The organism is Micromonospora violae (genome assembly GCF_004217135.1).
GTDB classification, from domain to species: Bacteria; Actinomycetota; Actinomycetes; order Mycobacteriales; family Micromonosporaceae; genus Micromonospora; species Micromonospora violae.
In genome coordinates, this window is sequence record NZ_SHKK01000001.1 from 1,606,456 (window position 1) to 1,632,816 (window position 26,361).

The following is a 26,361-nucleotide window of genomic DNA, read 5'->3' on the forward strand; positions in this document are numbered from 1 at the left end:
CTATCGTCCGCGTCCGTGAAATCTTCCCGTCTTGCTTCCGCCATCCTGATCCTTGCCGTTTCGACGACCCTCGCCGCCTGTGGCGACAGCGACAAGGCCACGACCGCCGGGTCCGCCACGCCCGCTCCCACGTCCGCGGCCCCGTCCGCGGTGGTCACCTCCGCCGCCGCCACGCCCTCCTCGTCACCCGCGGCGGGTGCCGCGAGCGACAAGGAGCTCTGCGAGGCGGTGAAGAAGGCCAGCGACGAGATGAAGGCGGAGCTGGTGAAGGTCGCCACGGCGGGCGAGCCGTCGGCCGAGGACTTCAAGAAGATCCTGACCGAGATGGAGAAGCGGGTGACCACCGCCGCCGCGACCGGTGACGGCAAGGTCGCCACCGCCCTGCGGACGTTCGGTGCCGAGGCGGCCAAGGCCGCTGGCGCGGCGGACCCGGCGACCGCCGCCGACAACCCGGCCTTCGAGAAGGCTGGCAAGGACATCACCACCGCGTGCAAGGCGGCCGGCGTCAACGTGATCGTCTGACCTCGTGACGCACCCGAGTCGGGTGCACCACAGCCGTGGCCCCCTCGCTCAGGCGAGGGGGCCACGGCTGACGGAGACGGCCGGCGACAGCGCACGCAGGAAATCGGGCGCGTCGAACATCTCGCCGGCCGAGGCGACGCCGCTCGTCCTCGTCTCACCATCGAGGATGCGCCGGACCGCCTCCACCGCCAGGGGCGCGCTGACGGCGTAGATGTCCCGACCACTGGCCACGACGCGGCGGCGCTCGTCACCGCGACGCACGACGACGTCGACCGTGAACGTCTGCGCTGACCGGCCCTGCCCGTCGACCGCGACCGGTGCCGCCGCGGCGGCCAGGTCGGTGGCGGCGTCGACCGTCATGTACGTCTTCACCTCGGGGATGGCCAGGTGCCGGGGGATGGTGACGACGTCGGCCATGGTGAACTCGCCGAAAACGCTGCGGCGGCCCAGCGGCGCGGGGAAGTCCCAGTCCACAGTCGGCAGGTCCCCCGCGCAGTGGTACTCCAACCGGCCGCCGGTGTAACGGACCCGGCGACCATCACGACGCTCGCGGGAGACGACGCCGGCGGCGACCGTCCCGGCCGTCGGGTGCCAGCTGCTCAGTCCGTACGCGACGTGCGCCTCGTCGGCCGTCGTCCAGTCGCCCATCGCCGTCGTCGCGAGCAGGTCACCGAGCCCACCGAAGAAGGCCATCGCCGGGACCACCGCGACACCGGCGCTGCGGGCACGTTCGGTGAAGTGCGCGAACGTGTCCACGTTGGCCTCGATCTCGGCCGCCACGTCGACGTACGGGATCCGGGCGCGCAGCGCCGCCTCGATCACGCCGGCCGCTGTCGACGCGAACGGGCCGGCGCAGTTGATGACCGCGTCCGCGCCGATCAGCGCCGCGTCGAGCGAGGCCGGATCGTCGACCGACGCCACCCGGTAGGGGAGTGCCAGGGCGTCCAGCTTGTGCGGGTCACGGCCCACCGGCAGCACACCGAAACCGCGCTCGCGCAACTCCGCCACCACGAACCGCCCGGTGTGCCCGTACGCCCCGAAAACCGCGACGTTCTGACCCATCACTGCCCCCTCGAAAGATCGACTGGGACCAGCCTCCCGTGGCGGCCGACGGCCGACCAGTGTCGGGAACGCCAACCCCCGTACAGTTTCGGACATGGCCCTTGTCGCGATCGCCGCCACCGACGGCATGCTGCACTTCGAGCTGGCCCTGACCTGCGAGGTCTTCGCCCGCGACCCCTCCGGCCTGGCCGACCCCTGGTACGAGCTGGTGGTCTGCGGTCCCGGCCCGGCCCGGGTCGGCCGATTCCTGCTGGAACCCGACGACGGGTTGGACCGCCTCGCCCGCGCCGACACCGTGATCGTCCCGTCGATCGAGGACATCGACGCGGACGTATCCCCCGACCTGCTCGACGCGGTCCGCGCCGCCCACCGGGCGGGCGCCCGGATGGTCTCGCTGTGCACCGGGGCGTTCGTGCTGGCCGCCGCCGGGGTGCTCGACGGGTTGCGGGCCACCACGCACTGGGCCCACACCGAGGTGTTGGCCGCCCGCTACCCCCGGGTACGGGTCGACCCGGACGTGCTCTACGTCGACAACGGCACCGTGCTCGCCTCCGCCGGCAAGGCCGCCGCGATCGACCTGTGCCTGCACCTGATCCGCCGTGACCACGGCTCGACAGTCGCCAACGCCGTCGCCCGCCGCCTGGTCGTGCCACCGCACCGCGCCGGCGGACAGGCGCAGTACGTCACCACCCCGGTGCCCGCCCGCGACGACCACCCGCTCGCCGCACTGTTCCCCTGGGCGCTGGCCCGCCTGGACCAGCCGCTGACCGTCGAGGACCTGGCCCGGCAGGCGAACATGAGCTCCCGCAACCTGGCCCGCCACTTCCGGTCGGCCACCGGCACCACCCCCCTGCTGTGGCTGTCGACCCAGCGGATCCGCCGCGCGCAGGAGCTGTTGGAGAACACCGACGACAGCATCGACGCCATCGCCGAGGCGGCCGGCATGGGCACCGCCGCGACGCTGCGCCGACACTTCCACCGCACCGTCGGCGTGCCGCCGGACGCGTACCGGCGCACCTTCCGCGCCGTCCGGTGATCCCTAGCGCTGGTCGGGGCGTTGGCGGGCGAACGCGTCGCGCTTGCCCCACCGGCCGGGGATGTCCAGCAGCGCGATCCGCCCGAAGGCGGTGGGCAGCGCCGGGTCCACAGCCAGGTGGTCCTCGTGCGGGTTGATCCCGAGCATGGTGCGGATCAGCAGCATGGTGGCGCCGCTGGACCACGCCTGCGGACTGCCGGCGGTCGGGTAGCGGATCGGAAACCGGGTGGTGTCGCGGTCGAACCCGCCGAACGCCTCGGGTAGCCGACCCTCGAAGTAGGTGGCGGCCGACAGGATGCCCTCGGCGATGCGGGCCGCCTCGTTGGCGAACCCGTAACGGCGCAGACCCCAGGCGATGAACGAGTTGTCGAACGGCCAGACCGTGCCGTTGTGGTAGCCGAGCGGGTTGTACCGGCGCTGCCCCTCGGCGAACGTCCGCACCCCCCAACCGGAGAAGAGCGCCGGACCCATCAGATGCTCGACCAGCCGGGGTGCCCGCTCCGGCGGCACGATGCCGCTCCACAACAGGTGCCCGATGTTGGACGACAGGCTGTCCACGGGAGTGCCGTCGTGGTCGAGAGCGAGGGCGTAGAAGCCGCGGTCCTCCAGCCAGAAGTCCCGGTTGAACCGGTCGTACAGGGCCGCCGCCTCACTCTCCAGCCGTTCAGCGAAAGCAGGGTCACCCCACACGGTACGGGCCAGCCGAGCACCTCGGATCTTCGCGTCGTAGGCGTACCCCTGGGTTTCGCAGGTGGCCCTCGGGAAGCCCGGCAGCCGGCCGTCGGCGTAGGAGATGCTGTCCCAGGAGTCCTTCCAGCACTGGTTGTCCAGGCCGGTGGCGCGGTTGCGGCGCTGGTACCAGACGTAGCCGGTGGACGTCAGGTCCGCGTACTGGTCGATCCAGGCCAGGGCCGCGCGGGCCTCCTGCTCCAACTCGATCACCAGCGCCGTGTCGCCGCTCCACCGTTCGTACTCGTCGAGCAGCACCACGAACAGCGGGGAGGCGTCCACCGTGCCGTAGTACGGGGAGTGCGGCTGCTCCTCGAACGCGGCCGACTCCCCGTACCGCAGCTCGTGCAGGATCCGGCCCGGGTCCTCCTCCAACACGTCGTCGATCCGGGCGCCCTGCAACGAGGCGAGAATCCGCAGCGTCGGTGGGGTCAGCGACGGGGTGACGGGCAGGGTCTGCAGACAGGTCAACAGGCTGTCGCGGCCGAACAGGGTCATGAACCAGGGCAACCCGGCCGCGGGCACGCTCGCGCCGCCGAGCGAGAGTGGCGCGAAGCGCAGCGCCGCCAGGTCCACCAAACTGCGGTGATAGACCTGCTGCAGGGCGACGCTCTCGGTGTCCAGGGTCGGGGCCGCCGCGACCCAGGCCCGCACGCTCGCGGGCAGGGTGGACTCGTCCGGCCGTTGCGCCCGCAGGGCCGAGCGCAGGTCCACACCGTCGGGACGCACCGCCCGCATGACCGCCTGCAAGCGCGTCGACCACTGCTCGCCGATGCCCAGTCGCACCGTGAACCGCAGGCCCTGCGGGTCGAACTCGGCGGGCTCGCTCGCCGACACGACGACCTCCCGCCGGTACGTGGAGCGCCGGTAGCCCAACCGCAGCTCGTCCGGGCCGACCTCGGTGTAGTACACGCCGGCCTTGTCGTGGCTGTCGAACTTGATCTCGAAGATGTCGGCGAAGTCGGCGGCCACCTCCAGCCGGATGTCCAACTCCATGTCATGCTCGCCGTAATTGAAGATCGTCACCGATTCGGTGAGGTCCGGGCCGATCCGCCGACGCCGGATGGCGGACACGTCGGCCTCCACGTAGTCGACCGCCGCGCCCGGCACCACGAAGAACGTGACCTCGTAATACTGGCTGTCGTCCACCGACAGGGCGGTCATGCACTCGCCGTTGACGAAGAGCATCCAGCGGGACAGGAAACGGGTGTCGGCGGCGAACAGCCCGACCGGCGTGGCGGGCGACGACTCCACGTCACCACTGGCGTCGGACACCATGAAGGTGTTGCCGTCGATACAGGCCACGGTGCCCTGGATGTCCTGCATCGGCTACGTCCCGCTGTCCACGCCACGGCGCTGGGCCAGCCGTGGCTCGCGGGAGAACAGCCGCCCGATGCGCAACGCCAGGCCGAGGTCACCGTCGACCATGATCTCGCCACGGGCGATCGCCGCCACGCCGTTCACCTCACCGCGCGCCATCGCGTCCGCGACCCGCGCGGACACCCTGATCACCGTGGTGGCGGGCTCGGCGCTGCGCGTCACCCGCATCTGGCCATGATCGATGGCCAGGAGCCACTGCTCCAGCCGGTCTCCGTCCCGGATGTCGAAGCGCACGCTGCCGCGCACCTTGCTGAACCGCGGGTCCTGGCCGGCGACGGTCAACCGCTCAAAGAATGCCTCGGTCGCCGTCATCCCACCTCCCCGGCCGCCAGCAGAAGCGCCCGCCGCCTACCCGCTCCCGGCCACTGTTAACGCCGGTCGACGAGGCTCGGTGGTCAGTTGAGGTTGAAGTCCACCACGACCGGGGCCCGTCGGACGTGCACCGGGGTCGCCGTGGTGAAGCCGGCGGCGTGGCGGTGCCAGACCGGCGGGGTGTACGCGCAGTCGCAGCGCAGCTTCACCCGCTGACCGGGGAGCAGCCGCAGGGCGTAACCGCTGCCCACGTCCGCCACACCGGCCAGGTCGCCGGTGGCCGCGTCGAACGCGATCACCTGGGCGTAGGTGAGCAGCTCGTCGACCCGTACCTCCCCGGTGAGCGGTGTCCCGGCGGGCAGCGCCTGGTTCAGCGTCGCCGTCTGATGGGCGCGCACCCGCACCGGTCGCGCCTGCTGTCGAGCGCCCACCCCACCGGACCACACGGTCGCGAGCCCGCCCGCGGCGAACTGCACCGGCCAGTGGTACGGGCCGAGACCGGTGATCGTGTAGCGGCCGTCCTCGTCGGTCATCGGGCCGTGATCGTCGTACTTCGGATCCGGCACGTACGGCACCACCATGACCCGGGCGCGGGGGACCGGGGCGCCGGTCGCCGCGTCGGTCACCACCCCGACGACGGTGCCGGGTGGGTCGAGCCGGATGGTCGGCGCGCTGGTCACCGCGCCGGCCCGGACCTGGACGACCTGCGCCCGCTCGCGTTCGCCGGTGCCGCCGTGCCGACCGACCCACTGCCAGCCGTGCGTCGTCGTGTCGTAGGGGCGCACCAGCAGCCGGTACCTCCCCGGGGCGACGCCTTCGGCCAGCAGGACACCCTGCTCGTCGGCGCACCCCCCGTACCGCCCGAGTTGGTCTTCGCCGAGCGTGACCGCCGCCAACGCCGCGGCGTCCACCGGGACGAGCGCGGCGCAGGCCCGGGGCGCGGGTGCGCCGGTCGCCGCGTCGCGCACCACGGTGCGGACGCTGCCGGGCGCGGGCGGCACCGACCCACGGGTACGCGCGACGGCCGGCGCGGCGGCCTGCCCGACCAGCAGGGCGACGGTGATGGTGGCGGTCAGATGGCGCAGGAGAGCCCGGTTCATGGGGAGGTCCTTCCGGCGGCGCGACGGGTTGGGCCGACGGTAACGGCTGGCAGGTGATCCAAATCGGTCAATGTCGCGTTGTTGACCGTTGCCGCGAGACCTTCCCACCCACGCTGCCCGCATCGGACGTTCTGCCCCGAACATGGCTCATGCGGCACGGGTACGACATAGCGTCACGGGGGCGGGACCACCGCCGCCCCCGCCGGCGAACCGGCGGCGACGCCCACCGGAAGGGACCGGACATGAGTCGTGTCGACACTGTGCTCCTGCCGGAGCTGGACGGACCCGTGCCGGCGACGCCGCCGAGCGCGCTCGGCCTGCTGAGCCTGGCCCTGGGGGTGGGCACGCTGGTCGCCCCCGGACCCGTCGCGCGATTGACCGGCGTGGACGACTCCCCGGCCGCGCGGGCCGTGCTGCCGGCCATCGGACTGCGGGAACTGGGCAGCGCCGCCGGCCTGCTCAGCGGCCGTCGCCCGGCCGGCTGGGCCTGGAGCCGGGTGGCCGGCGACGCGATGGACCTGACCCTGCTCGGGCGGGCCCTCGCCGACCGCGGCGGTGCACGCCGCCGCCGGGTCGCGCTGACCACCCTCGCCGTCGCCGGCATCACCGCCGTCGACGTGCTCGCCGCCGTGCGCGTCGGCCAGGCGCGACGGGCCCGCGCCCGGGTGATCCGGCTGGAGATCGCGGTGACGGTGAACCGGTCGCCCGCCGAGGCGTACCGGTTCTGGCGGGACATGGAGAACCTGCCCCGGTTCATGGCGCACCTGGAGTCCGTCCGCGCCGACGACCTGCGCCGCTCGCACTGGATCGCCCGTGGCCCGGCCGGGCACCGCGTCGAGTGGGACGCCGAGATCATCGACGACCAGCCGAACAAGTCGATCACATGGCGGTCGCTGCCGGGAACCGGGGTGCCCAACGCCGGCCGGGTCTGCTTCGTGCCCGCGCCCGGCGACCGGGGGACCGAGGTACGGGTGGAGCTGCGCTACGCGCCGCCGGCCGGCGCGCTCGGCCGGGCGGTGGCGAAAATCCTCGGCGAGGAACCCGAGCAGCAGGTCCGCGACGACCTGCGCCGGTTCAAGCAGGTGCTGGAGACCGGCGAGGTGATCCGCTCAGAGGGCAGCCCCAACGGCATCTCAGTACGCCAACAGGCCATGCAGCGCCCCGCCCAGCCGCTGCCGGCGTCGCGCCGCTGATCGCCCGAGTTCTCCGAAAGGGACCGTGAATGAAGGCCACCGCCTGGATGGGCACCGACAGCGTCAAGGTGATCGACGTACCCGATCCGAAGATCATGAACGCCCGGGACGCCATCGTGCGGATCAGCACCACCGCGATCTGCGGCTCTGACCTGCACCTTTACCACGGCTACATCCCCGCTATGCGCAAGGGCGACATCCTCGGCCACGAGTTCATGGGCGAGGTGGTGGAGGTCGGCCCGCAGGTCCGCAACCTCGCCCCCGGCGACCGGGTGGTGGTGCCCTTCCCGATCGCCTGCGGGCACTGCTCGTCCTGCCAGCGCGGCCTCTACTCGGTCTGCGAGAACTCCAACCCCAACGCCGGCATCGCCGAAAAGATCATGGGGCACTCGCCGGCCGGCATCTTCGGCTACTCCCACCTGCTCGGCGGCTACGCCGGTGGCCAGGCCGAGTACGCCCGGGTGCCGTTCGCCGACGTCGGCCCGATCAAGGTGCCCGACGAGGTCAGCGACGACCAGGCGGTCATGCTCGCCGACGTGTTCCCCACCGGCTACATGGGCGCCGAGATGTGCGACATCAAACCCGGGCAGGTGATCGCCGTCTGGGGCGCCGGCCCGGTCGGGCTGCTCGCCGCGGCCAGCGCCCGCCTACTCGGCGCCGAGCGGGTGATCGTCATCGACCGGTTCCCGTACCGGCTGCGGCTGGCCGAGGAGCACATCGACGCCGAGACGATCAACTACGACGACGTCGACGTGCTGGACGCGCTCAACGCGATGACCGCCGGCCGGGGCCCCGACGCGTGCATCGACGCGGTAGGACTGGAGGGCCACCACGGCAACGCCGCCATGTACGCCTACGACCGGGCCAAACAGGCCGCGCGGGTCGAGACGGAACGGCCGTTCGCGCTGCGGCAGGCGATCCTGGCCTGCCGCTCCGGCGGGGTGGTCTCGGTCGTCGGCGCGTACGGCGGCTTCGTGGACAAGTTCCCGATGGGCGCGTTCATGAACCGGTCACTGGTCATGCGGACCGGTCAGTGCCACGTCCAGCGCTACACCCGACCGCTGCTGGAACGCATCCAGCGCGGCGAGATCGACCCGAGCTTCATCGTCAGCCACCGGATGCCGCTGCGCGACGCCCCGAAGGGCTACAAGATCTTCCAGAAGAAGCAGGACGACTGTACGAAGGTGCTGCTCAAGGTGTGACCAGGCGGTAGAGGTGCCGGCGGGGCGGGGGAGTGCCGCGCCGCCTCTGGAGCTGATGTCGCAAACGAATCAGCCCCGGCTGGTCTGGGACCTCATGTCTGGGGAGTCGAACGGGCGGATGCGTGCTGTCGTAACGCTCCGGGCGCCTGATGCCGTCAGTGAATCAGCTCCAAAGGACCCGGCCACCGCCTCGGCCACCGCTGCGGGTCGCCCCCCGGTCCACACGGCGCAAACACGGGGCGCGCCCAACCACGTCGGGCAGCTAGCGTGTCGCCATGGACAGTGGTGGCACGTCGCTGCCGGCCTCGGCCGACCTCACTATCCGCCTGCGGCCGGTTGCCGAGCCCGACCTGGCGATGTTCCGACGGTTACGCACCGAGCCGGGCCTGATCGGTCTGGACTGGGCCGGCTTCACGGACGCCGGCGCGCCGGCACGGCGGTTCGCCGTCGACGGTTACCTCGGCGAGGACGACGGGCGGCTCATCGTCGAGGTCGAACAGGAACGGGCCGCCGCCGGCATCGTCAGCTACAGCGCGGGTCGCTACGCAGGTCGGGCGTCGTACTGGTCGATCGGCATCGTCCTGCTGCCACCGTGGCGGGGGCGGGGCATCGGCTGGCGCGCGCAGGCGTTGCTCTGCGACTACCTCTTCCAGCACACCCCGGCGCAGCGCATCCAGGCCGGCACCCACCCGGAGAACGTGGCCGAGCAGCGGGCGCTGGAAAAGGCCGGCTTCCAGTTGGAGGGAATCGTGCGGGCCAGCGAGTTCCGGGCCGGCCGGTGGCGCGACGGATACCTCTACAGCCGTTTGCGCGACGACCCTTCCCCCTGGGACGCGGTCACCGGAGGCTAACGTGGGCGGACTCCCGGCTGCACCGTCAAGGTCCCGGCCTCGGCGTCGATGGTGGCCCGCGCGCCGAGCGGAACGGTGAGCTGCCCGTTGCCGTGTCCCAGCCGTAACCCGCCCAGGACCGGCACGCCGAGGTCGTACAGGCGGTCCTTCAGCACCGCCGCCGCGTCCCACTCACCGGGGCCACCGACGCTGTTGGTGATCTGGCCGATGGCCACCCCGGCGACCCGGGACAGCACACCCACCCGGCGCAGCTCGGTCACCATCCTGTCGATGCTGTACGGAGCCTCGTCCACGTCCTCGAAGAACAGGATCGCGTCGTCGAACCTCGGAGCGTCCTCCGCGCCCAGCGAGGTGGAGATCAATGTCAGGCAGCCGCCGAGCAGGGGACCGGACGCCCGCCCCGGCACCAGGACGGGGGCTGTCTTCTCGGCAGGATCCCTGGTGATCGTGACGGGCTCGGTGGTCATCACCGCCCTGCGCAGCGCCTCGGCCGACTCGGGGCCGGTGCGGGCGTCGTTCCAGTTGACCATGGGGCCGTAGAAGGTGACCAGGCCGATCTCGCGCCAGAGCTTGCCCTGGATGCTGGTGATGTCGCTGAAGCCGACGACCACCCGGGGATCCCGGCGCAGACCGGAGACGTCGATGTGGTCGACGATCCGCTGGGTGCCGTACCCGCCACGGGCGGCGAAGACAGCACGAACCCCCGGGTCGTTGAGCGCGGCGTTCAGGTCGGCGAGCCGCTGCGCGTCGGTGCCGGCGAGATAGCCGTACCTGGCGAACACGTTCGCGCCAAGCTCGACCTCCAGGCCCCAGCCGCGCAGGATCTCGATGCCGCGGGCCATGGCGGTGGGGTTGGGGGTGCCGCCGGGCGACACGACCCGGACCCGGTCACCGGGTGACAGCGCCGGCGCCCGCAGGACGCGCTTCGCACCAACCGGCGCGGCCTGCGCGGACGTGGCCTCCGCCGAACCGACGAGCGCCGCGCCACCGGCCGCCGCCGCTCCCATCCGCAGCATGCGTCGACGGGACAGGGGCACCCGCGCGGACCCCTGGATCGTGGCTGGGTCTGTTCCAGAAGCGGTCACCGGCGCGTCCCCTCATCGTGATCAGACGATGTGCGAGCCGCCCCAGCCTACGGCAGTCATCAATGCGATGCGGGGTCCACAAGGGACCGCGTTCACCCCGGCGGGCGCGCCGTGCCCCGGGTCGAGGGTTTCCCGCACCGCCCGACGTGGCTCAGCCGGTGACGGGTGACGCGTCCGGTTCGCGCCGGCTTGCGAGGGCTCGCGCGTCGACGGCGGGCAGTCCGGGTCCGCGCCCGACCCGTTTGTGGCCAGAGAGCGTGGGAACTCGCCCCGTTCGTCCGCAGGCACGCCTGACGGCATGCCGACGAGACCGAAGGAGCGGGGCATGGAGTACGAGCAGATGATCGCCACGGTACGACAGCGCGCGGGTCTCGGGGAGAACGAGGCCGTGCGGTCCATCCAGGCTGTCCTGTCGGTGCTCGGTGAACGGCTCGCCGGCCAGGAAGCCGACAACCTGGCAGCACAACTACCGGACGGGCTGGACGCGTCCGTCACCCGCAATCCGCAGGGCCGCCGGTGGGACGTCGGTGAGTTTCTCAAGCACGTCGGCGACCGGGAGCAGGTCGCGAACGCGGACCAGGTGCGTCAACACGCCCAGGCGGTGTTGCGGACCGTCGCCGATGCGCTGAATGACGACGAGCGACACGACCTGTTCGCCCAGCTTCCCGGCGGCATCACCGACCTCTTCGGTGTTCCCACCCCGCGCGGCTGAGCCCCGCGCCGATCGGGCCACCCGGGGCGTTCACGGGATCGGCCACTCGTGCACCGGCCGGTTGCTGTGCATCAGGTCCACGTAGTGCCGGACCACCTCGCGCAGCGCCGCCGGCCGGTCCAGGTGGTCGGCGGTCTCCAGCCGGTGCAGCGTCTCCACCTGCCAACTCGCGCCGTTGCGGCCGGTCAGGCAGCGGCGCTCGATGATGCCGAGCAGACGGTCACGCTCACCCGGGTCCAGCCCCCACCGGTCCAGGCCGTGATGCGCCATCGGCAGCAACCGGCGCAGCACCAACTCGGTGACCGGCAGGTAGCCGAGGCCGGGCCAGAAGACCTGCGAGTCGATGCCGTGCCGCGCGCAACTGGTGAAGTTCTCCTCGGCGGCGCTGAACGACATCTGTGACCACAGTGGCCGGTCCGATTCGGCGAGGGCGCGCACCAACCCGAAGTAGAAGGCGCCGTTGGCGATGGTGTCCAGCACGGTCGGGCCGGCGGGCAGCACCCGATTCTCCACCCGCAGGTGCGGGCGGCCCCGCGACACGTCGTACACCGGGCGGTTCCACCGGTAGACGGTGCCGTTGTGCAGGCGCAACTCGGCCAGACTGGGCACCTCGCCGGCGGCGAGGGCCTGCGCCGGGTCCTCCGGGTCGCAGACCGGCAGCAGCGCCGGGAAGTAGCGCACGTTCTCCTCAAACAGGTCGAACACGCTGGTGATCCAGCGTTCGCCGAACCAGACGCGGGGGCGTACCCCCTGGGCTTTGATCTCCTCCGACCGGGTGTCGGTGGCCTGCTGGAACAGCGGAATGCGGGTCTCGCGCCACAACTCCCGACCGAAGAACAGCGGCGAGTTCGCGCCCACCGCGACCTGGATGCCGGCCACCGCCTGGGCGGCGTTCCAGTAGTCGGCGAACTGCGACGGGCTGACCTGCAGGTGGAACTGGGTGCTGGTGCAGGCCGCCTCCGGGGTGATCGTGTCCGCGGTGACCGCCAAACGTTCCACCCCGCTGATGGCGATCGGCAGATCCTCGCCGCGGGCCGCGAAGATCTGCTCGTTGAGCAGCTTGTAGCGGGGGTTGGCCGACAGCGTCTCGGCGGTCAGATGCTCGGGGCGCAACGTCGGCAGGATGCCGATCATGACCATGTGCGCGCCGACCGCCCGGGCTTTCACCTCGGCCGCGTTGAGGCTGGCCCGCACGTACTCCTCGAAGTCGGCCGTGCCGGTGCCGGTCAGCCGGCGCGGCGGCACGTTGATCTCGACGTTGAACTGGCCCAGCTCGGTCTGGAAGCTCGGATCGGCGATGGCCGCCAGCACGTCGGCGTTGCGCATCGCCGGGTTCGACGCCTCGTCGACCAGGTTCAACTCGATCTCCACGCCGGTCATCGGCCGGTCCAGGTCGAAGCGGGACTCGCGCAGCATCTCCGCGAAGACATCCAGGCAGCGGCGAACCTTGTCGCGATAGCGGGCCCGATCCTCCCGACTGAAGGTTCGTACGCCGACGTCCTCGCCCATGGTCACCACCCCGTCACCGCTGGTCCCCCTAACCTCGCACGTGATCGGCGGGTGGGGGAAGACCCGATGGTCCTTTCCTACCCACCGGCCCGCCCTGCCACCCCGGCCAGGACGCACCGATACCATTGCGGCCCGAGAGGTGGTGGCGTGCGGATGCGCGAGAAGGTGACCCGGCTGTTCGTCGCGGCGGCGATCGCCGAGGCCTGCTCCTGGCTGGCCCTGCTGGTCGGCATGCTGGTCAAGTACGGCCCGCCGGACAACGAGCTGGGCGTCAAGATCTTCGGGCCGATCCACGGCGGCCTGTTCGTCGCGTACGTCCTGCTGGTGCTGGCCGTGGCCCGGCTGCACCGGTGGAGTCTGCTGGCCACGGCGGTGGCCCTGGTCAGCGCGGTGCCGCCGTTCGCCACCCTGGTCTTCGAGCGGTGGGCCCGTCGCCGGGGAATGCTCGGCGTCGACCAGCAGCCGGCCCGCGAGCCCGCCCCGGTCGGCTGAGGCGCGAGCCCGCCGGGGCCGGCCGTCCGGCCCTGATCGGGCCGCGACGGGGTCAGGTGAGCGCCGAGCAGGCCACGACACCGGCCAGCAGCAGCGTGCCCAGGAACGCCTGCAACAGCAGCGGCGGGCCGAGGTGCGACCAGAGCGTCGCGGTACGCGGGGTCAACAACTGCCCGGTGGTGAGATTGACGATCCGCTCGATCCGGGGTGGCAGCTCCGGGTCGCGTTGCGGGCGCAGGGTCAGCTGCACCTGATCCGCCGGGTGCAGGGCGCTCTGCGGTAGGTGACCGTGCAGCTCCACCTCGCAGAGCTGACCGGCCGTGTTGCGCAGCCGTACCGGGGTGACCAGGTATTCCGGGCCCTGCTTCAGCTCCTTCCAGCGCCGCCGGGTGCCGCCGCCGCCGAACGAGAAGATCGAGCGCAGCAGCAGGGCGGGCAGCCGCGCGAAGGCCGCCGCGGTGAGCACCGCCACCAGCACCGGCTGACCGATACGTACCTCACGGGTGTAGCCGTCGAGCAGACGGACCAGCCGCCCGGTGACGATGCGTTCGGTCGGGTGCACTATCCGTCGGGTATCGAGTCCGCTGTCCATCTCCACCACCGAGAGTCCGCTTGTGTTCACAGATCGTATCGACGTCTCCGGTTGAACGACGTGAATGAAACCTGGTCACGGGCTCACGGCCGCGAGGTGACATCCCCGGCGACCCGGGTAAGCGGGGGGCCGAGCTGGAAAGGGGTCGAGCATGCAGCTGTCCTTCCTGCGCCCGCTCTACGACCGTCCCGGGCCGTGGTGCTCGGTGTATCTGGACGCCTCCGCGGACACGGAGGACGCCCATCCCGCCTTGGACCTGCGCTGGCGTGCCCTGGAACGCAGCCTGGCCGAACAGGGGGCGGACGAGGCGAGCCTCGCCGCGCTGGACCGGGTGATCCGTGGTCACGACCCGATGGTCGGCGACTACGGCCTGGCGGTCTTCGCCAGCCACGGTCGGGTGGTGCTCTCCGAGTACCTGTCCGCGCCGCCACGGCGCGATCTGGCCAGCTACGGGCCGCTGCCGCACGTGATGCCGCTGCTCGCCCAACGCGGCGAACAGGTGGCCTGGGTACGGGTGGTCGCCGACCGGGTCGGCGCCGACGCGATGGCGGTCAGCGCCGGCGGGGTGCCCCGGCGGGCGCACGTCGCCGGCCGCGACGAGTACCCGCTGCGGCGGGCGAAGCCCGGCGGCTGGTCCCAGTCGCGGTACCAGCGGGCGGCCATGGAGGCGTGGCACCAGAACGCGGGCGACGTCACCGCGGCGACCGTGCAGCTGGCCGACCGGGTCGGCGCGGACGTGGTGGTGGTCGCCGGTGACGTCCGGGCCACCGGAATGATCGCCGCGCAGATGCCGGAGCGCTGGCAGGACCTGGTGGTCCGCACCGACGCCGGGTCGCGGGCCGGCGGGGCCGACCAGACGATGCTGGACGACCTCACCGTGCAGACCATCGCGGAGGTCGCCGACCAGCGGATCACCGCCGCGCTGGACAAGTTCGGCGTGCAGGAGGACGTGGGCGGCGGCCTCGACGCGGTCGTCTCGGCCCTGCAACGCAACCAGGTCGACATGATGCTCATCGTGGACGACCCGTCGGCCAACGGTGAGCTGTGGATCGGCCCGGAACCCACCGAGATCGCCGTCGACCCGGGGCAACTGGCCGCCATGTCGGTGGCCGACCCGCAACGGGTACGCGCCGACGCGGCGCTGGTGCGGGCACTCGTCGGCACCGACGCGGCGTTGACCGTGCTCGGCCCCGACGAGGCACCCGACCTCACCGACGGCGTCGGCGCGGTACTGCGCTACGTCGACCCCAGCACACCGGGGCGCGAAAATGGCTGACCGTACCGTGGCGGACGTCGTCGTGGAGCGGTTGTTGGCCTGGCGGGTACCCCGCGCCTTCGGGTACCCGGGCGAGGCGATCGCTCCACTGGTCGACGCGCTGGACCGCACCGGCGGCGAGCCGGCGTTCGTACCGGCCCGACACGAGGAGACCGCCGCGTTCATGGCCACCGGGCACGCCAAGTTCACCGGAGGCATCGGGGTCTGCCTCGCCACCCAGGGGCCCAGCGCCGTCCAACTGCTCAACGGCCTCTACGACGCCAAGCTGGACAGCAAGCCGGTGGTGGCGATCGTCGGGGAGGACATCTCCGGGCCGCTCGGCGGCGCACACCAGGAGATCGGGCTGAGTCGACTCTTCGGGGACGTGTGCAACCAGTTCGTCCGGTACGGCCGCAGCCCCGAGCACGTGGGGGCGTTGCTGGACCAGGCGTTCCGGACGGCGGCGGCGACCCGCAGCCCGACCTGCGTGGTGCTGCCGCGGCAGTTGCAGGAGGCCCTGGTGCCCGACCTGCAGACGTACGCCGCCGGGGTGATGACGGCGACCCCCGGCGAGCCGTTGGCCCGGGTCCTGCCGCACGAGGCGGACCTCGACGCCGCCGCGCAGCTGCTCAGCGGCGGCCAACGGACCGCGATCCTGGTGGGCCAGGGCGGCCGGGACGCGGCCGCCGAGATCATCGAGATCGCCGACCGGCTCGGCGCCGGGGTGGCCACCTCGCTGCTGGGCAAGCCGGTGCTCGACGAGCGGCTGCCGTTCCACACCGGGGTGCTCGGCGAGGTCGGCACCCCGGCGGCGGCCGAGCTGATGGGTGGCTGCGACACGCTGCTGATGGTCGGCACCAACGACCCGTGGACCGACTACTTCCCGATGCCCGAGCAGGCGCGCACGGTGCAGATCGACATCGACGGTCGCCGGATCGGTAACCGGTACCCGGCGGACGTGCCGCTGGTCGGTGACGCCGCCGAGACACTGCGGGCGCTGCTGAGCCGGGTGCGCGGTCGGCCCGAGCAGCAGTGGCGCGCCACCGTGGAGAGTGCGGTGGATCGCTGGCGGGAGGTCGCCGCCGAGCGGGTCGCCGCCGCGGCGGACCCGGTGAACCCGCAGCTCGTCCTGGGGGAGTTGTCCGCCCGGATGCCCGGTGTCGGCGCGGTCACCGTCGACGTCGGTTCGGTCCTCTACTGGTACGCCCGGCACCTCGTCCTGCCCCCCGGGGTGAAGGCGCAGCTGTGCGGCACCCTCGGCTCGATGGGCTGCGCGTTGCCGTACGCGGTGGCCGCCAAACTCGCCGCCCCCGACCAGCCGGTGATCGCGCTGGTCGGCGACGGGGCGATGCAGCTCAACGGGCTCGCCGAACTGATCACCGTGTCGCACCTCTGGCAGCAGTGGCGGGACCCTCGACTGGTGGTGCTGGTGCTCAACAACCGGGACCAGAACGGGATGGGCGGCGGGCGAGAGCCGTCGGCCGACCCGACCCACCGCCGACCCGACGTGCCGTACGCCGGGTGGGCCCGGCTGCTGGGGTTGCACGGGGTGCGCGTGGACCGCCCGGAGCTGGTCGGCGCGGCCTGGGACGAGGCCCTCGCCGCGGACCGTCCCTGCGTACTCGAGGCGGTCGTCGACCCGGCGGTGTCGCTGGCGCCGCCGGAGCCCGCGTTCGCCGACCTGCGGGGTCTGTACGCCGAGGGCGCCCCGGCCCGGAAGGTCCGCGAGCAGGTGGAGGTCACGGCCAACGCCGAAGATCTCGTTTAGCCGTTCCGGGCCAGGGCATCAGTAGCCGCCCGACGACGCTGGAGGTCCCATGTCCGAGCCCACCGACCGCCGCTACGGTCCGGCGACCCTGCCGAGGTCGCGCGGCCCGCTCTCCGCGGCGGTCATCGAGGCTCTGCGGCGCCCGCCGTACGACCTGCCGGCCGATCTTGGCGTCGACCTCGACCCGGCGGACCCGATCACGGACGAGGACCTCCAGCTGACGCTGTTCCTCTGCTACGAGCTGCACTACCGGGGCTGGTTCGGGGTGGACGAGTCCTGGGAGTGGCAGCCGACGCTGCTGGCGCTGCGCGCCCGCTGCGAACGGGTCTTCGAGGCGGCGCTGCGCCGGCTGGTCGGTTCACCGCCGGTGCCCGCCGCCGGGGTGGCGGCCGGTCTGGGCGAGCTGGTCGCGGCCGACGACGGGCCGGCGCTGGCGGCGACGCTGCAACGGCGCGCCGACCTCACCCAGTTCCGCGAGTTCGCCGCCCACCGCTCCGTCTACCACCTGCGTGAGGCCGACCCGCACAGCTGGGTGTTGCCCCGCCTCGGTGGTCCGGCCAAGGCCGCGCTCGTGGAGATCCAGACCGACGAGTACGGCAACGGGCGGCTGGACCGGATGCACGCCGAGCTGTTCCGGTGCACCCTCGACCGGCTGGGCCTGGACACCGGGTACGCCGCGTACGTCGACGTGGTGCCAGCGGTGACGTTGGCGACGAACAACCTGATGTCGCTGTTCGGGCTGCACCGCCGGCTGCGCGGCGCGCTGCTCGGGCACCTGGCGGCGTTCGAGATGACCTCCTCGTTGCCGAACCGTCGCTACGGCAACGGGCTGCGGCGGCTCGGCTTCGACGAGGTGGCGACCCGTTTCCACGACGAACACGTCGAGGCCGACGCGGTGCATGAGCAGATCGCCGCGCACGACCTGTGCGGCGGCCTGGTCCGCGTCGAACCGGCCCTCGCCTCGGACGTGCTCTTCGGCGCGGCGGCCGGGCTCGCGGTGGACCGGCTCTTCGCCGTGCACCTGTTGGACAGTTGGGCCGCCGGCCGCAGCTCGCTGCGCGCGCCGGCCCCGCCGGTGCCGCCGCCCGAGGTCCCGCTCGTCACGCTGCCCGCGGTGGCCCCGCCGGCCCCGCCCGCGCTCGTCTGATCCGGGGGTTCGTCCCAGCCGGGCGGATCACGCCCGAGCGGGTGGGATGGGCGGCTGTCGGCTGGCGGGTGCGGCGGGCGGGCGGCTGTCGGCTGGCGGATGGGCGTGCGGGCCGCCGCCGGCTGTCGGTCGGGGGAGTCCCCGCGCGGGATCCGTCCTTTGCTCTGCACCCGCCCGTGCACCACGCACGGTCCGTAGCTGGCGCTTCGGCGGGTGCAGAGCAAAGGCGGGGTGTTGCGGGTGTGGCCCGCCTGCGTGGCCGCGTACGGTCCGTAGCTGGCGCTTCGGCGGGTGCAGAGCAAAGGCAGGGTGTTGCGGGTGTGGCCCGCCTGCGCGGCCGCGCACGGTCCGTGGCTGGCGCTTCGGCGGGTGCAGAGCAAAGGCGGGATGTCTCGGGTGCGGCCCGCCGGTGCGGCCGCGCTGGGTGGCGGCGACCGACGTGGGGTCAGCCCTCGCGGGCGGTGCCCGCGCGGAAGTCGACCACCTTGTGGGTGCCGTCGCAGAACGGCTTGAGCGCCGACTTGCCGCACCGGCACAGCGCCACCGTGCCCCGGCGCGCGTCGATGCGCTCGCCGTCTGGGGTGACCAGCGCGAAGTCGCCGCGGACCAGCAGCGGTCCGTCCTCGTACGGGGTGATCGTGGCGGCGGTTGGCTCGCTGGTGTCGTCGGTGCGCATGGCCCCGGAAGTGCCCCTCCTGGCCCCGACGAAACCCGAGCCGCCGAACGGCGGTGATGACCGGGGCACCCCGCTGACCAGCGGAATGTGCCGCCGGGTGGGTGATGCCCCGTTTGAACCCCATCGGGACGGGAAGCCCGGCCGCGTGGTGAGCGAACGAGGCAAGGTGGGGCAGGTGCACAAGGTGCACAAGGGGCTCACGGCCGATGGTGCCGGTCTCGCCGGCGACCGGGTCGTGGCGGCGGGCAGCTCCGCCCGGGTGCTGGTCGCCGCCACCGCTCGGGCGTTGCGGGGGGTGGACTGCGCGGACCTCGGGCCCGCCGGGCCGATGTCGCGGTTCCCCGGCGCCCCCGAGCCGGTACGCCGCGCCGCGGTCGCCCGGGCCGCCGGCCGGGTTGCGCTCACCGTGGCCCAGCTCGACGAGGTGGACGCCGCCCGGGTGGCCCGGTGGTTCGTCGACCAGTACCCCCGCCGCCGCTACCCCGGAGTGCTGATCGGTTCTGCGCACGGTGCGGCGGCGCACCTCGCGGTGGCCCTCGGCGTGCCGTGGCTGCCGGCGAGCTTCGAGATGACCGTGCACTGGTCCGACGGTGCGGTGGACCGCCCGGCCGACGCGGTGGAGCACGGCGCGGCACTCGCCACCCGGCTGCTCGCCGGCAACGCCGACCTGCACCTGCGCCAGGTGCACTGCCCGGCCAGCCGGGGCGCGTTGACCGGGGCGACCGTGTCGCTGACCGCCGCGTGGAGGGCCCTACCGGCCGCGTACGCGCAGTTCCTCGCCGACCGGCTGGTGCCGGGTGCCCCCGTGCTGCTGGTCCGCGACGCGCGCACCTGGCCGGTGCTGGAGCGCGGGCCGGGGCACAGCTTCCAGGTCGGGTGCCCGGGCAGTGGGCTGGACCCGGTCGACTTCCACCCGGACAGCCACGCGCTGCGGCAGGTGCTGCGCTCCGTCGGCGGCGACGCGACCCGGTGGGAGCCGCCGGAGGTGTCCGTGCCGTCGGCCGACGCCGAGCACGGCGTCGACTCGGGCTTCGAGCTCTCCGCGCGGGACTGGTCCGCCCGCCACCAGCACCCGCTGCACCGGGTGTTGGTGCCCCGGCCGGCGGCCCTGAGCGCGGGCGTGGCCGACCTGTACCGGCGGTGGTTGCGGCGCGCCGGCAAGACCGGTGACCGGTTGGTGGTGGAGTGCGGCCGACTGCTCGACCCGTGGCAGGTGGTGCGGGCGGGGCTGGTGCCGTACTGGTGTGAGAACGCCACCCGGCGCAGCGTCGACGAGGCCGAATGGTGGCTGGCCGGCAGCGAGACGTTCAGCTCGGTGGACGTGTTGCCCGAACCGCCCGGGGTGCGGTCACCCGCGCTGGCCGGGCTGCCGCAGTGGCTGGCTGTCGCCGGGTTCGGCCGTCGGCGTCGGGCCCTGGACCGCACCACCGCCCGGGGCTACCCGGTCACCTCGGTGCCCACCCGCCGGGCCACCGAGGTCCTGCGCGCCCAGCCGTACGACCTGCCCGCGCCGCCCCCGTTGGGGGTCGCCGAGGCCCTCGCAGTGCTCCGCGACAGCGGCGGCCACCAGGGGTTGTTGGTCTCCTGAGACGGAGGACGCCGAAACATCCTCGCGAACCCGGGGTCCCGTGATTGAGTACCTACGGAGCGGGAACATCGCTGACTGCGACGGCCTAACTGCGCTGCGTAGAGGCGGTGTCGCCCGCTGGCATCCCAGTCACTGACCCACTTTCCGGCCCGGTGCGTGGCTCGACCACGCGCACGACCGGTTTCCCGATCCGGGCGGGGGACCTTCCTGAGGGAGGCGCGGATGTTCGGACAGACGAGCACGACCACGACCACCACACCACCACCCACCGATCGAGGTCTGGAGGACCTCGACGCGGCGGCGATGGCGTACGCGGCACGCATCGCCGGTCTGCCACCCGAGCGGCGCGGGGAGGCCCGGGAAGACCTGGTGCGCTTCGCGCTGCCGTTCGCCGGCCGACTCGCTCGCCGGTACCGGGGGCGGGGGGAACCGCTGGAGGACCTGGAGCAGGTGGCCCGGCTGGGGCTGGTCAACGCCGTCGACCGTTACGACCCGGAACGGGGCTCGTTCACCGCGTACGCCGCGATCACCATCGTGGGCGAGATCAAGCGGCACTTCCGGGACCGGACCTGGGGTGTGCACGTGCCCCGCCGGCTGCGCGACCTGATCCTCGAGGTGGGGCAGGCCACCGCCGCGCTGACCAGCGAGCTGTCCCGGGCCCCGTCGGTGGCCGAGTTGTCGGCCCGGCTGGAGACCCCGGAAGAGGAGATCCTCGCCGCGCTGGAGTCGGCGGCCGGCTACAGCCCGGCCTCCCTCAACGCGCCCGTGGGTGGGGAGAGCTCCGCCGAGTTCGGAGACCTGGTCGGCGAGTCGGACAACGCCCTGGAGTCGGTCGACGACCGGGTGACGGTGAGTGGTCTGCTGCACCGCCTGCCCTGGCGTGAGCGGCGGATCCTCGCGATGCGCTTCTACGGCAACCAGACCCAGGCGGAGATCGCCGCCCGGTTCGGCATCTCACAGATGCACGTGTCCCGACTGTTGTCGAGGGCGCTCACCTGGCTGCGTCAGGCGATGCTCGCGGACGCACCCCCGCCCTGGCAGAACGGCGCCGCCGAACCCGACCCGGGCAAGACCCGGATCTCGGTCAAGCAGAACGGCGACACGGTGGTGGTCGAGGTCGGCGGCGAGATCGACCGCGACGGCGCGGACCAGCTGCGTCGGGCCATGCTGGAGGCGGTCACCGGCCAGCCCAGCGAGGTGGTCGTCGACCTGGTCGGCGCGGGGGGCTTCGACGCAGGTGGGATCGCCGCGCTGATGGCCGGGCGGGACGCGGCGGAGCGGACCGGGGTGCCGCTGCGGCTGACCCGGGTCCAGCCCGCGGTACGCCGCTCGCTCACCGCCGCCGGCCTGGCACCGGCCCGGGACTGACCGAACTCCACGTGCGCGCGCCATCCGGCGCGCAGGTCCGCGACCGGGTCGCCGCCGCACACGTACCGGCGAAGGGCCGACACCCCGCGTGGGTATCGGCCCTTCAGCGCGTACCGCTGGTCATTGCTCTTCGGGGTTGCCGTCGCTGTGCGGGTGCCGCCAGCGTTCGTGCGGCTTCGGCGCGTCCTCGGCGTCCTTCGGTGAATCGCTCTGCTCGAAGCTCGGCCGGCGGACACCCTCGGGCTCCGGCACGTCCACCGGCCGCGCGCCGGAGCGCGGCGCCGGCTGGTAGTCGGCCGCTTCGCGGGCGCCGTGCGCGCCCTCGGCGGCCGGTGACTCCGGGACGTGGTGTTCCAACCGCAGTTCGTCGGTGAACTGCTGCGGCGGTTTCGTGGTGCGTTGCGGCAGGTCCCGGCCAAGATCGGCGACGAGCGGGCCGTACTTCAGGTCGAAGGCGGGGCGCTCGGACCGGATCCGGGGCATCCGGTCGAAGTTGCGCAGCGGCGGCGGGCAGCTGGTGGCCCATTCGAGGGAGTTGCCGAAGCCCCACGGGTCGTCCACCGTCACCATCGCCCCGTACCGCCAGGACTTCCAGGCGTTGTAGATGAAGAAGAGGGTGGACAGGCCGAGGATGAAGGCGAAGATGCTGGAGATCGTGTTCAGGGTGGTGAACCCGTCGGTGGGCAGGTAGTCGGCGTACCGGCGCGGCATCCCCTCGCTGCCCAGCCAGTGGTGCACGAGGAAGGTGCCGTGGAAGCCGATGAACATGGTCCAGAAGTGCGCCTTGCCGAGCCGTTCGTCGAGCAGCCGCCCGGTCATCTTGGGCCACCAGAAGTAGTAGCCGGCGAAGAGGGCGAAGACCACGGTGCCGAACACCACGTAGTGGAAGTGCGCCACCACGAAGTAGCTGTCGTGGGTGTGCCAGTCGACCGGCGGGCTGGCCAGCAGGACACCGGTGAGGCCGCCGAGCAGGAAGGTGACCAGGAAGCCGATGGCGAAGAGCATCGGCGTCTCGAAGGTGAGCTGCCCCTTCCACATGGTGCCGATCCAGTTGAAGAACTTCACTCCGGTGGGCACCGCGATCAGATAACTCAGGATGCTGAAGAACGGCAGCAGCACCTGGCCGGTGGCGAACATGTGGTGCGCCCAGACCGTCATGGAGAGCACGGTGATGGCGACGGTGGCCAGCACGATTCCGGTGTAGCCGAAGAGCGGCTTGCGGGAGAAGACCGGAATGATCTCGGTGATGATGCCGAAGAACGGCAACGCGATGATGTAGACCTCGGGGTGGCCGAAGAACCAGAACAGGTGCTGCCAGAGCATCGGGCCGCCGGTGGCCGGGTCGTACACGTGCGCGTTGAGCAGCCGGTCGGCGGAGAGCGCCAGCAGCGCGGCGGCCAGCAGCGGGAAGACGAGGATCACCAGCAGGCTGGTGAACAGCATGTTCCAGGTGAACAGCGGCATCCGGAACATGGTCATGCCGGGCGCGCGCAGGGTGAGGATCGTGGTGATCAGGTTGACCGCGCCGAGGATGGTGCCGAGCCCGGAGACGACCAGGCCGAGCACCCACATGTTCGCGCCCACGCCGGGGCTGTGGTCCACGTCGCTCAGCGGGCTGTACGCCGTCCAACCGAAGTCCGCCGAACCGCCCGGGGTGATGAACCCGCCGACCACCATGAGCCCGCCGAACAGGTACAGCCAGTAGGCGAGCGCGTTGAGGCGGGGGAACGACACGTCCGGCGCGCCGATCTGGATCGGCACGATGTAGTTGGCGAACCCGAAGGCCGCAGGCGTGGCGAACAGCAGCAGCATCACCGCGCCGTGCGAGGTGAAGAGCTGGTTGTACTGCTCGGGGGAGAGGAACTGCATTCCCGGTCGGGCCAGCTCGGCGCGCATCACCATCGCCTGCAACCCGGCCACCAGGAAGAACCCGAAGGAGGTCAGCAGATACAGCAGACCGATCTGCTTGTGGTCCGTGGTGGCGAGGAATTTGATCAGGGAGTTGCCGGGGATCGGTGCCCGTACCGCTCCCGGGAAGCCCCCGAAGCGGGCCGGTGCCAGGATCGCCGGGCCCCGATCTCGACCGGGTTCCGTGGTTACCCGCTTGGGCATGGTTGCTCACCCCGTCGTGACGGCAGAAAGGACGGGCGTGCCTACCCGACCCTTGCACCATGTAACCAGGCCAGAGCGGAAATTTCGGTCAGAACGCTGGTACCGGTCGCAAGCGCTCGACCGCTCAGGTTGCCGGCAGCATCGCCCAGACGGCCTTGCCCTGACCCGCCGGCACGCTGCCCCACCGCTGGGCCAACTCCCGTACCAGCATCAGCCCTCGCCCGCCCTCGGCATGCAGGTCCCGTCCGCCTGCTCGGGCCTGGGCGCTGCTGCCGTCCACCACCGCCAGGTGCAGATACGGCGGACGCAGGGTCACCGTCACCTGCATGGGGGTGCCGGCGTGGCGTACCACGTTGCCGACCAGCTCACTGAGGACCAACGCGGCCGGACCGGACGCCTCGGGCAGGTTCCACCGGGCGCACGCCTCGGTGACCAGCTCCCGGGCCCGCCGGCAGGCCTCGGCCACCGGCTCCAGCCTTGCCCGCATCCGCAACGCCGACGTCGCGCCCGCCAACCGGGTCGCCTCCGCGCAGTCCGTGGAGACCGGCAGCACCCGGCACGTGGTCGACTCGGCCAACCACCGTGCGGCGACCGGCGACGGGGCGCAGAGCACCACCGGCACCGCCGGCCACTCCTCGGCCTGACGGGCGGTCGCGGCGAAGACGGACAACGCCAGTCGATCTTCCACGCTCACCTCGGTCATGTCGACCACCAGCGCCTCCGGCTGGTCGACGAGCGCCTCGTGCAGCGCGTGGTGCACCGAGCGCATCGTGCCCACGTGCAACGACCCGGTGAGCCGGACGACCGCCACCGGTGCCGTGGTGCGCACCTCGCAGGTGATCCGACTCGACATCGGCGGCCTCGATTCGCTGCTGGGGGTCGGATCTGCCAACTACCCGAGGCCGTACGCGACCAAACCGGACCGACGGCGGAGCGAGGCAGGTCACGCCCCGGTCATCAGGTCACCGACGGGCCCGGCCGGTCAGCACGCCCAGTGCGATCATGCCGACGCCGAACCCCAGGTGCAGCCAGTCGTCGGCGTCGTTGACCGGTAACACGTTCGCCCCGGTGTCCTGGTCCACCGCCAGACCGTAGAGCCACAGCACCAGGAAGATCACGCCGCCGCCGATCAGGAACGTCCGAGCGCCGGTGACCGTGCGGGCCAGCAGCAGCCCGGCCACCCCGAACGCCAGGTGCACCAGGTTGTGCAGCACCGACACCTGAAAGACGCCGAACAGGTACGCGCCCGAGCCGTGGCCGGCGAAGCGCAACGCGTCCATGCCGCTGGTGATCCCCGGCACGAAGCCGAGCCCGCCGACCAGCAGGAACAGCACGCCCACCGTCGACGCCGCACGACGGACCGGCGGCTTGCCGTCGGCCGGGTTGGGTCGGGCCCGGGAGTGCGCCATCGGTCCGACCATTCCCGGCTCCTCGTCGCGCGGCGGGCATGAGCGCTGCGGGCTACCCGTCGTCGCCGCCGACAAACTCCTCGGTCAGGCCGCCAGCAGCCGCGCCGCGCTCGCCGACTGCCGGACCCGCTCGTAGAGCTGCACGTACCGCTGTGCCATCACCGCGGGCGTGAAGCGCTGCGCGGCCACCCACCGGCACTCGTCCGGGTCGAGCAGCTCGGCGGCGAGGACGAGGTCACCCAACTCCTCCTCGTCGGTGGTGAGCAACCCGGTGCGGCCGGGCTCGATCAGCTCCGGCAGGCAACCCCGGGCGGTGGCCACCACCGGCGTTCCCAGGGCGAGCGACTCGACGACCGCGGTGCCGCCCGGCTCCTCCCACCGCAGGGGGAACAGCGACGCGCGGGCGCTGGCCAGCAGGTCGTCGCGCTCCTGGCCGGCCACCGTGCCCACCCAACGGACCAGGTCACCGTCGACGTGCGGGGCCACCTCGTCGAGGAAGAACCGCACGTCCGGGTTCTGCCGGGCCTCGTCGCCGGCCGCCGCCAGGTCGGCCGGCCGATGGTACGGGCCGACCGGGCCGGCCAGCACCAGCGGAAAACCGACCCGGTGCGCGAGCCGGGCCCCCACGTCCTGCCCCTTGCCCGGGTTGATCCGACCCAGGATGAGCATGTGCTCGCCCTTCTCCGGTCGGGGTCGCCGGTCGGCGTCCACGGCGAGGGGCGTGGACAGGTGCACGTGCCCCACCGAATGCTCGCGCAACGCCAACGGGGCGCGGGCCAGCTGCGACGCGGAGACACCGTTGACCCGGACCCGGTCGCCGCCGTCCAGGCTGCCGTAGAGCGCCGGGTGCTTGGCCAGGTCCCAGTGCAGGGTGTGCAGGGTCGGCGGTCCGGCCGGGCCCATCGCGGCGAGGGTGGCCAGACCCACCGCCTCGACATGATCGTGGACCAGGTCGATGTCGTCGCGGGAGTGCAGCTCACGGACCACCCCGGCCAGGTGCGCCTGGGCGATCCCGCAGACCTGGTTGTACGGCCGCTGCAACGCGGCGAACTGCCCGTCGGCGAAGACCGAGACCTGCTCGTCCACCGGCAGGGTGCTGCTGCCCACCGAGGCGAGCACCACCCGTACGCCGAGTCGCCGCAGCTCCGGCACCAGCGTGGCGATCACGTTCTCGATGCCGCCGTAGCCGGGCGGCGGCACCGACAGCCACGGGCCGGCGTTCATCAGCACGGTGAGGCTCATCGGGCACGTCCCTTCCGGT

At 72.3% G+C, this 26,361-nt stretch carries 24 protein-coding genes; 12 read left to right on the forward strand and 12 right to left on the reverse strand.

Annotated features, from left to right (window positions below):
• Positions 1-15 precede the first annotated feature (15 nt).
• Positions 16-522 (forward strand): hypothetical protein, encoded by a 507-nt coding sequence (locus tag EV382_RS07115; RefSeq protein ID WP_130400797.1) that lies wholly within the window; start codon positions 16-18, stop codon positions 520-522.
• Between the two features lie 48 nt (positions 523-570).
• On the opposite strand, the gene EV382_RS07120 is transcribed toward EV382_RS07115, so the two are convergent.
• Positions 571-1,584, reverse strand: a complete 1,014-nt coding sequence (locus EV382_RS07120; RefSeq protein WP_130400798.1) for a saccharopine dehydrogenase family protein — start codon at positions 1,582-1,584, stop codon at positions 571-573.
• 94 nt (positions 1,585-1,678) lie between these two features.
• On the opposite strand from EV382_RS07120, the gene EV382_RS07125 reads away from it, so the two are divergent.
• Positions 1,679-2,620 carry a helix-turn-helix domain-containing protein gene (locus tag EV382_RS07125; RefSeq protein WP_130400799.1) on the forward strand — a complete coding sequence of 314 codons (942 nt, stop codon included), beginning with the start codon at positions 1,679-1,681 and terminating at the stop codon, positions 2,618-2,620.
• A 3-nt stretch (positions 2,621-2,623) separates the two neighbouring features.
• Here EV382_RS07125 and EV382_RS07130 read toward each other — a convergent pair whose 3' ends face one another.
• From EV382_RS07130 to EV382_RS07140, 3 genes are all read right to left on the reverse strand, one after another.
• Positions 2,624-4,675 (reverse strand): amylo-alpha-1,6-glucosidase, encoded by a 2,052-nt coding sequence (locus EV382_RS07130; RefSeq protein ID WP_425271871.1) that lies wholly within the window; start codon positions 4,673-4,675, stop codon positions 2,624-2,626.
• A gap of 3 nt (positions 4,676-4,678) precedes the next feature.
• Positions 4,679-5,041 carry an SCP2 sterol-binding domain-containing protein gene (locus EV382_RS07135; RefSeq protein WP_130400800.1) on the reverse strand — a complete coding sequence of 121 codons (363 nt, stop codon included), beginning with the start codon at positions 5,039-5,041 and terminating at the stop codon, positions 4,679-4,681.
• A gap of 83 nt (positions 5,042-5,124) precedes the next feature.
• Positions 5,125-6,141: a carboxypeptidase-like regulatory domain-containing protein gene (locus EV382_RS07140; RefSeq protein WP_130400801.1), complete on the reverse strand. Its 1,017-nt coding sequence runs from the start codon at positions 6,139-6,141 to the stop codon at positions 5,125-5,127.
• Positions 6,142-6,383: 242 nt separating this feature from the next.
• Here EV382_RS07140 and EV382_RS07145 point away from each other — a divergent pair, with 242 nt between their 5' ends.
• The 3 genes from EV382_RS07145 to EV382_RS07155 all read left to right on the forward strand — a co-directional run bounded on the left by EV382_RS07145 (position 6,384) and on the right by EV382_RS07155 (position 9,387).
• Positions 6,384-7,334, forward strand: a complete 951-nt coding sequence (locus EV382_RS07145) for an SRPBCC family protein (protein WP_130400802.1) — start codon at positions 6,384-6,386, stop codon at positions 7,332-7,334.
• Positions 7,335-7,363: 29 nt separating this feature from the next.
• Positions 7,364-8,536 carry a zinc-dependent alcohol dehydrogenase gene (locus EV382_RS07150; RefSeq protein ID WP_130400803.1) on the forward strand — a complete coding sequence of 391 codons (1,173 nt, stop codon included), beginning with the start codon at positions 7,364-7,366 and terminating at the stop codon, positions 8,534-8,536.
• A 275-nt stretch (positions 8,537-8,811) separates the two neighbouring features.
• A complete protein-coding gene (locus EV382_RS07155) occupies positions 8,812-9,387 on the forward strand; it encodes a GNAT family N-acetyltransferase (RefSeq protein ID WP_130400804.1) in 576 nt (191 codons plus the stop codon).
• Here EV382_RS07155 and EV382_RS07160 read toward each other — a convergent pair.
• On the reverse strand, positions 9,384-10,403 hold the full coding sequence (locus tag EV382_RS07160; RefSeq protein ID WP_244236581.1) for a S66 peptidase family protein: 1,020 nt from the start codon (positions 10,401-10,403) through the stop codon (positions 9,384-9,386). The genes EV382_RS07155 and EV382_RS07160 overlap by 4 nt on opposite strands.
• 394 nt (positions 10,404-10,797) lie before the next feature.
• Between EV382_RS07160 and EV382_RS07165 the strand changes: the two genes are divergently transcribed.
• Complete coding sequence (locus EV382_RS07165; protein WP_051708528.1) at positions 10,798-11,184, forward strand: DUF2267 domain-containing protein; 387 nt, start codon at positions 10,798-10,800, stop codon at positions 11,182-11,184.
• Between the two features lie 30 nt (positions 11,185-11,214).
• Here EV382_RS07165 and EV382_RS07170 read toward each other — a convergent pair whose 3' ends face one another.
• Entirely contained in the window at positions 11,215-12,693 is a 1,479-nt protein-coding gene (locus EV382_RS07170; protein ID WP_130400805.1) for a glutamate-cysteine ligase family protein, read from the reverse strand.
• A gap of 153 nt (positions 12,694-12,846) precedes the next feature.
• On the opposite strand from EV382_RS07170, the gene EV382_RS07175 reads away from it, so the two are divergent.
• Entirely contained in the window at positions 12,847-13,185 is a 339-nt protein-coding gene (locus EV382_RS07175; protein ID WP_130408553.1) for a DUF3817 domain-containing protein, read from the forward strand.
• A gap of 52 nt (positions 13,186-13,237) precedes the next feature.
• Here the strand turns inward: EV382_RS07175 and EV382_RS07180 are convergent, their stop codons facing one another.
• Positions 13,238-13,786, reverse strand: a complete 549-nt coding sequence (locus tag EV382_RS07180) for a hypothetical protein (RefSeq protein ID WP_208758571.1) — start codon at positions 13,784-13,786, stop codon at positions 13,238-13,240.
• 142 nt (positions 13,787-13,928) lie between these two features.
• On the opposite strand from EV382_RS07180, the gene EV382_RS07185 reads away from it, so the two are divergent.
• Genes EV382_RS07185 through EV382_RS07195 form a run of 3 tightly spaced genes read left to right on the forward strand, consistent with a single transcriptional unit; the run spans position 13,929 to position 17,947 of the window.
• Positions 13,929-15,053, forward strand: coding sequence for a baeRF2 domain-containing protein (locus EV382_RS07185; protein WP_130400806.1), 1,125 nt, complete (start codon positions 13,929-13,931; stop codon positions 15,051-15,053).
• Positions 15,046-16,800, forward strand: a complete 1,755-nt coding sequence (locus EV382_RS07190; protein WP_130400807.1) for a thiamine pyrophosphate-binding protein — start codon at positions 15,046-15,048, stop codon at positions 16,798-16,800. The genes EV382_RS07185 and EV382_RS07190 overlap by 8 nt, the downstream gene beginning before the upstream one ends.
• 49 nt (positions 16,801-16,849) lie before the next feature.
• Positions 16,850-17,947: an iron-containing redox enzyme family protein gene (locus tag EV382_RS07195; RefSeq protein ID WP_130400808.1), complete on the forward strand. Its 1,098-nt coding sequence runs from the start codon at positions 16,850-16,852 to the stop codon at positions 17,945-17,947.
• Between the two features lie 445 nt (positions 17,948-18,392).
• Here EV382_RS07195 and EV382_RS07200 read toward each other — a convergent pair whose 3' ends face one another.
• Positions 18,393-18,623 carry a CDGSH iron-sulfur domain-containing protein gene (locus EV382_RS07200; protein ID WP_130400809.1) on the reverse strand — a complete coding sequence of 77 codons (231 nt, stop codon included), beginning with the start codon at positions 18,621-18,623 and terminating at the stop codon, positions 18,393-18,395.
• 145 nt (positions 18,624-18,768) lie between these two features.
• On the opposite strand from EV382_RS07200, the gene EV382_RS07205 reads away from it, so the two are divergent.
• Together EV382_RS07205 and EV382_RS07210 are read left to right on the forward strand one after the other, a co-directional pair.
• Positions 18,769-20,211, forward strand: coding sequence for a hypothetical protein (locus tag EV382_RS07205; RefSeq protein WP_244236582.1), 1,443 nt, complete (start codon positions 18,769-18,771; stop codon positions 20,209-20,211).
• A gap of 222 nt (positions 20,212-20,433) precedes the next feature.
• Entirely contained in the window at positions 20,434-21,579 is a 1,146-nt protein-coding gene (locus tag EV382_RS07210; protein WP_130400811.1) for a SigB/SigF/SigG family RNA polymerase sigma factor, read from the forward strand.
• 120 nt (positions 21,580-21,699) lie between these two features.
• Here the strand turns inward: EV382_RS07210 and ctaD are convergent, their stop codons facing one another.
• The 4 genes from ctaD to EV382_RS07230 form a co-directional block, all read right to left on the reverse strand.
• Entirely contained in the window at positions 21,700-23,691 is a 1,992-nt protein-coding gene (ctaD, locus tag EV382_RS07215) for an aa3-type cytochrome oxidase subunit I (protein ID WP_130400812.1), read from the reverse strand.
• Positions 23,692-23,815: 124 nt separating this feature from the next.
• Positions 23,816-24,544 carry an ATP-binding protein gene (locus EV382_RS07220; RefSeq protein ID WP_130400813.1) on the reverse strand — a complete coding sequence of 243 codons (729 nt, stop codon included), beginning with the start codon at positions 24,542-24,544 and terminating at the stop codon, positions 23,816-23,818.
• Positions 24,545-24,653: 109 nt separating this feature from the next.
• Positions 24,654-25,112: a DUF4383 domain-containing protein gene (locus EV382_RS07225; protein WP_130400814.1), complete on the reverse strand. Its 459-nt coding sequence runs from the start codon at positions 25,110-25,112 to the stop codon at positions 24,654-24,656.
• Between the two features lie 72 nt (positions 25,113-25,184).
• Positions 25,185-26,342, reverse strand: a complete 1,158-nt coding sequence (locus tag EV382_RS07230; RefSeq protein WP_130400815.1) for a glycosyltransferase — start codon at positions 26,340-26,342, stop codon at positions 25,185-25,187.
• Between the last annotated feature and the right edge of the window lie 19 nt (positions 26,343-26,361).

What these genes read in the sequence shown, in the direction of transcription:
- EV382_RS07120 (WP_130400798.1), bottom strand. Translation starts at nt 1,584, where the DNA reads ATGGGTCAGAACGTCGCGGTTTTCGGGGCGTACGGGCACACCGGGCGG.
- EV382_RS07125 (WP_130400799.1), top strand. Translation starts at nt 1,679, where the DNA reads ATGGCCCTTGTCGCGATCGCCGCCACCGACGGCATGCTGCACTTCGAG.
- EV382_RS07130 (WP_425271871.1), bottom strand. Translation starts at nt 4,675, where the DNA reads ATGCAGGACATCCAGGGCACCGTGGCCTGTATCGACGGCAACACCTTC.
- EV382_RS07135 (WP_130400800.1), bottom strand. Translation starts at nt 5,041, where the DNA reads ATGACGGCGACCGAGGCATTCTTTGAGCGGTTGACCGTCGCCGGCCAG.
- EV382_RS07140 (WP_130400801.1), bottom strand. Translation starts at nt 6,141, where the DNA reads ATGAACCGGGCTCTCCTGCGCCATCTGACCGCCACCATCACCGTCGCC.
- EV382_RS07145 (WP_130400802.1), top strand. Translation starts at nt 6,384, where the DNA reads ATGAGTCGTGTCGACACTGTGCTCCTGCCGGAGCTGGACGGACCCGTG.
- EV382_RS07150 (WP_130400803.1), top strand. Translation starts at nt 7,364, where the DNA reads ATGAAGGCCACCGCCTGGATGGGCACCGACAGCGTCAAGGTGATCGAC.
- EV382_RS07155 (WP_130400804.1), top strand. Translation starts at nt 8,812, where the DNA reads ATGGACAGTGGTGGCACGTCGCTGCCGGCCTCGGCCGACCTCACTATC.
- EV382_RS07160 (WP_244236581.1), bottom strand. Translation starts at nt 10,403, where the DNA reads ATGCTGCGGATGGGAGCGGCGGCGGCCGGTGGCGCGGCGCTCGTCGGT.
- EV382_RS07165 (WP_051708528.1), top strand. Translation starts at nt 10,798, where the DNA reads ATGGAGTACGAGCAGATGATCGCCACGGTACGACAGCGCGCGGGTCTC.
- EV382_RS07170 (WP_130400805.1), bottom strand. Translation starts at nt 12,693, where the DNA reads ATGGGCGAGGACGTCGGCGTACGAACCTTCAGTCGGGAGGATCGGGCC.
- EV382_RS07175 (WP_130408553.1), top strand. Translation starts at nt 12,847, where the DNA reads ATGCGCGAGAAGGTGACCCGGCTGTTCGTCGCGGCGGCGATCGCCGAG.
- EV382_RS07185 (WP_130400806.1), top strand. Translation starts at nt 13,929, where the DNA reads ATGCAGCTGTCCTTCCTGCGCCCGCTCTACGACCGTCCCGGGCCGTGG.
- EV382_RS07190 (WP_130400807.1), top strand. Translation starts at nt 15,046, where the DNA reads ATGGCTGACCGTACCGTGGCGGACGTCGTCGTGGAGCGGTTGTTGGCC.
- EV382_RS07195 (WP_130400808.1), top strand. Translation starts at nt 16,850, where the DNA reads ATGTCCGAGCCCACCGACCGCCGCTACGGTCCGGCGACCCTGCCGAGG.
- EV382_RS07200 (WP_130400809.1), bottom strand. Translation starts at nt 18,623, where the DNA reads ATGCGCACCGACGACACCAGCGAGCCAACCGCCGCCACGATCACCCCG.
- EV382_RS07210 (WP_130400811.1), top strand. Translation starts at nt 20,434, where the DNA reads ATGTTCGGACAGACGAGCACGACCACGACCACCACACCACCACCCACC.
- ctaD (WP_130400812.1), bottom strand. Translation starts at nt 23,691, where the DNA reads ATGCCCAAGCGGGTAACCACGGAACCCGGTCGAGATCGGGGCCCGGCG.
- EV382_RS07220 (WP_130400813.1), bottom strand. Translation starts at nt 24,544, where the DNA reads ATGTCGAGTCGGATCACCTGCGAGGTGCGCACCACGGCACCGGTGGCG.
- EV382_RS07225 (WP_130400814.1), bottom strand. Translation starts at nt 25,112, where the DNA reads ATGGTCGGACCGATGGCGCACTCCCGGGCCCGACCCAACCCGGCCGAC.
- EV382_RS07230 (WP_130400815.1), bottom strand. Translation starts at nt 26,342, where the DNA reads ATGAGCCTCACCGTGCTGATGAACGCCGGCCCGTGGCTGTCGGTGCCG.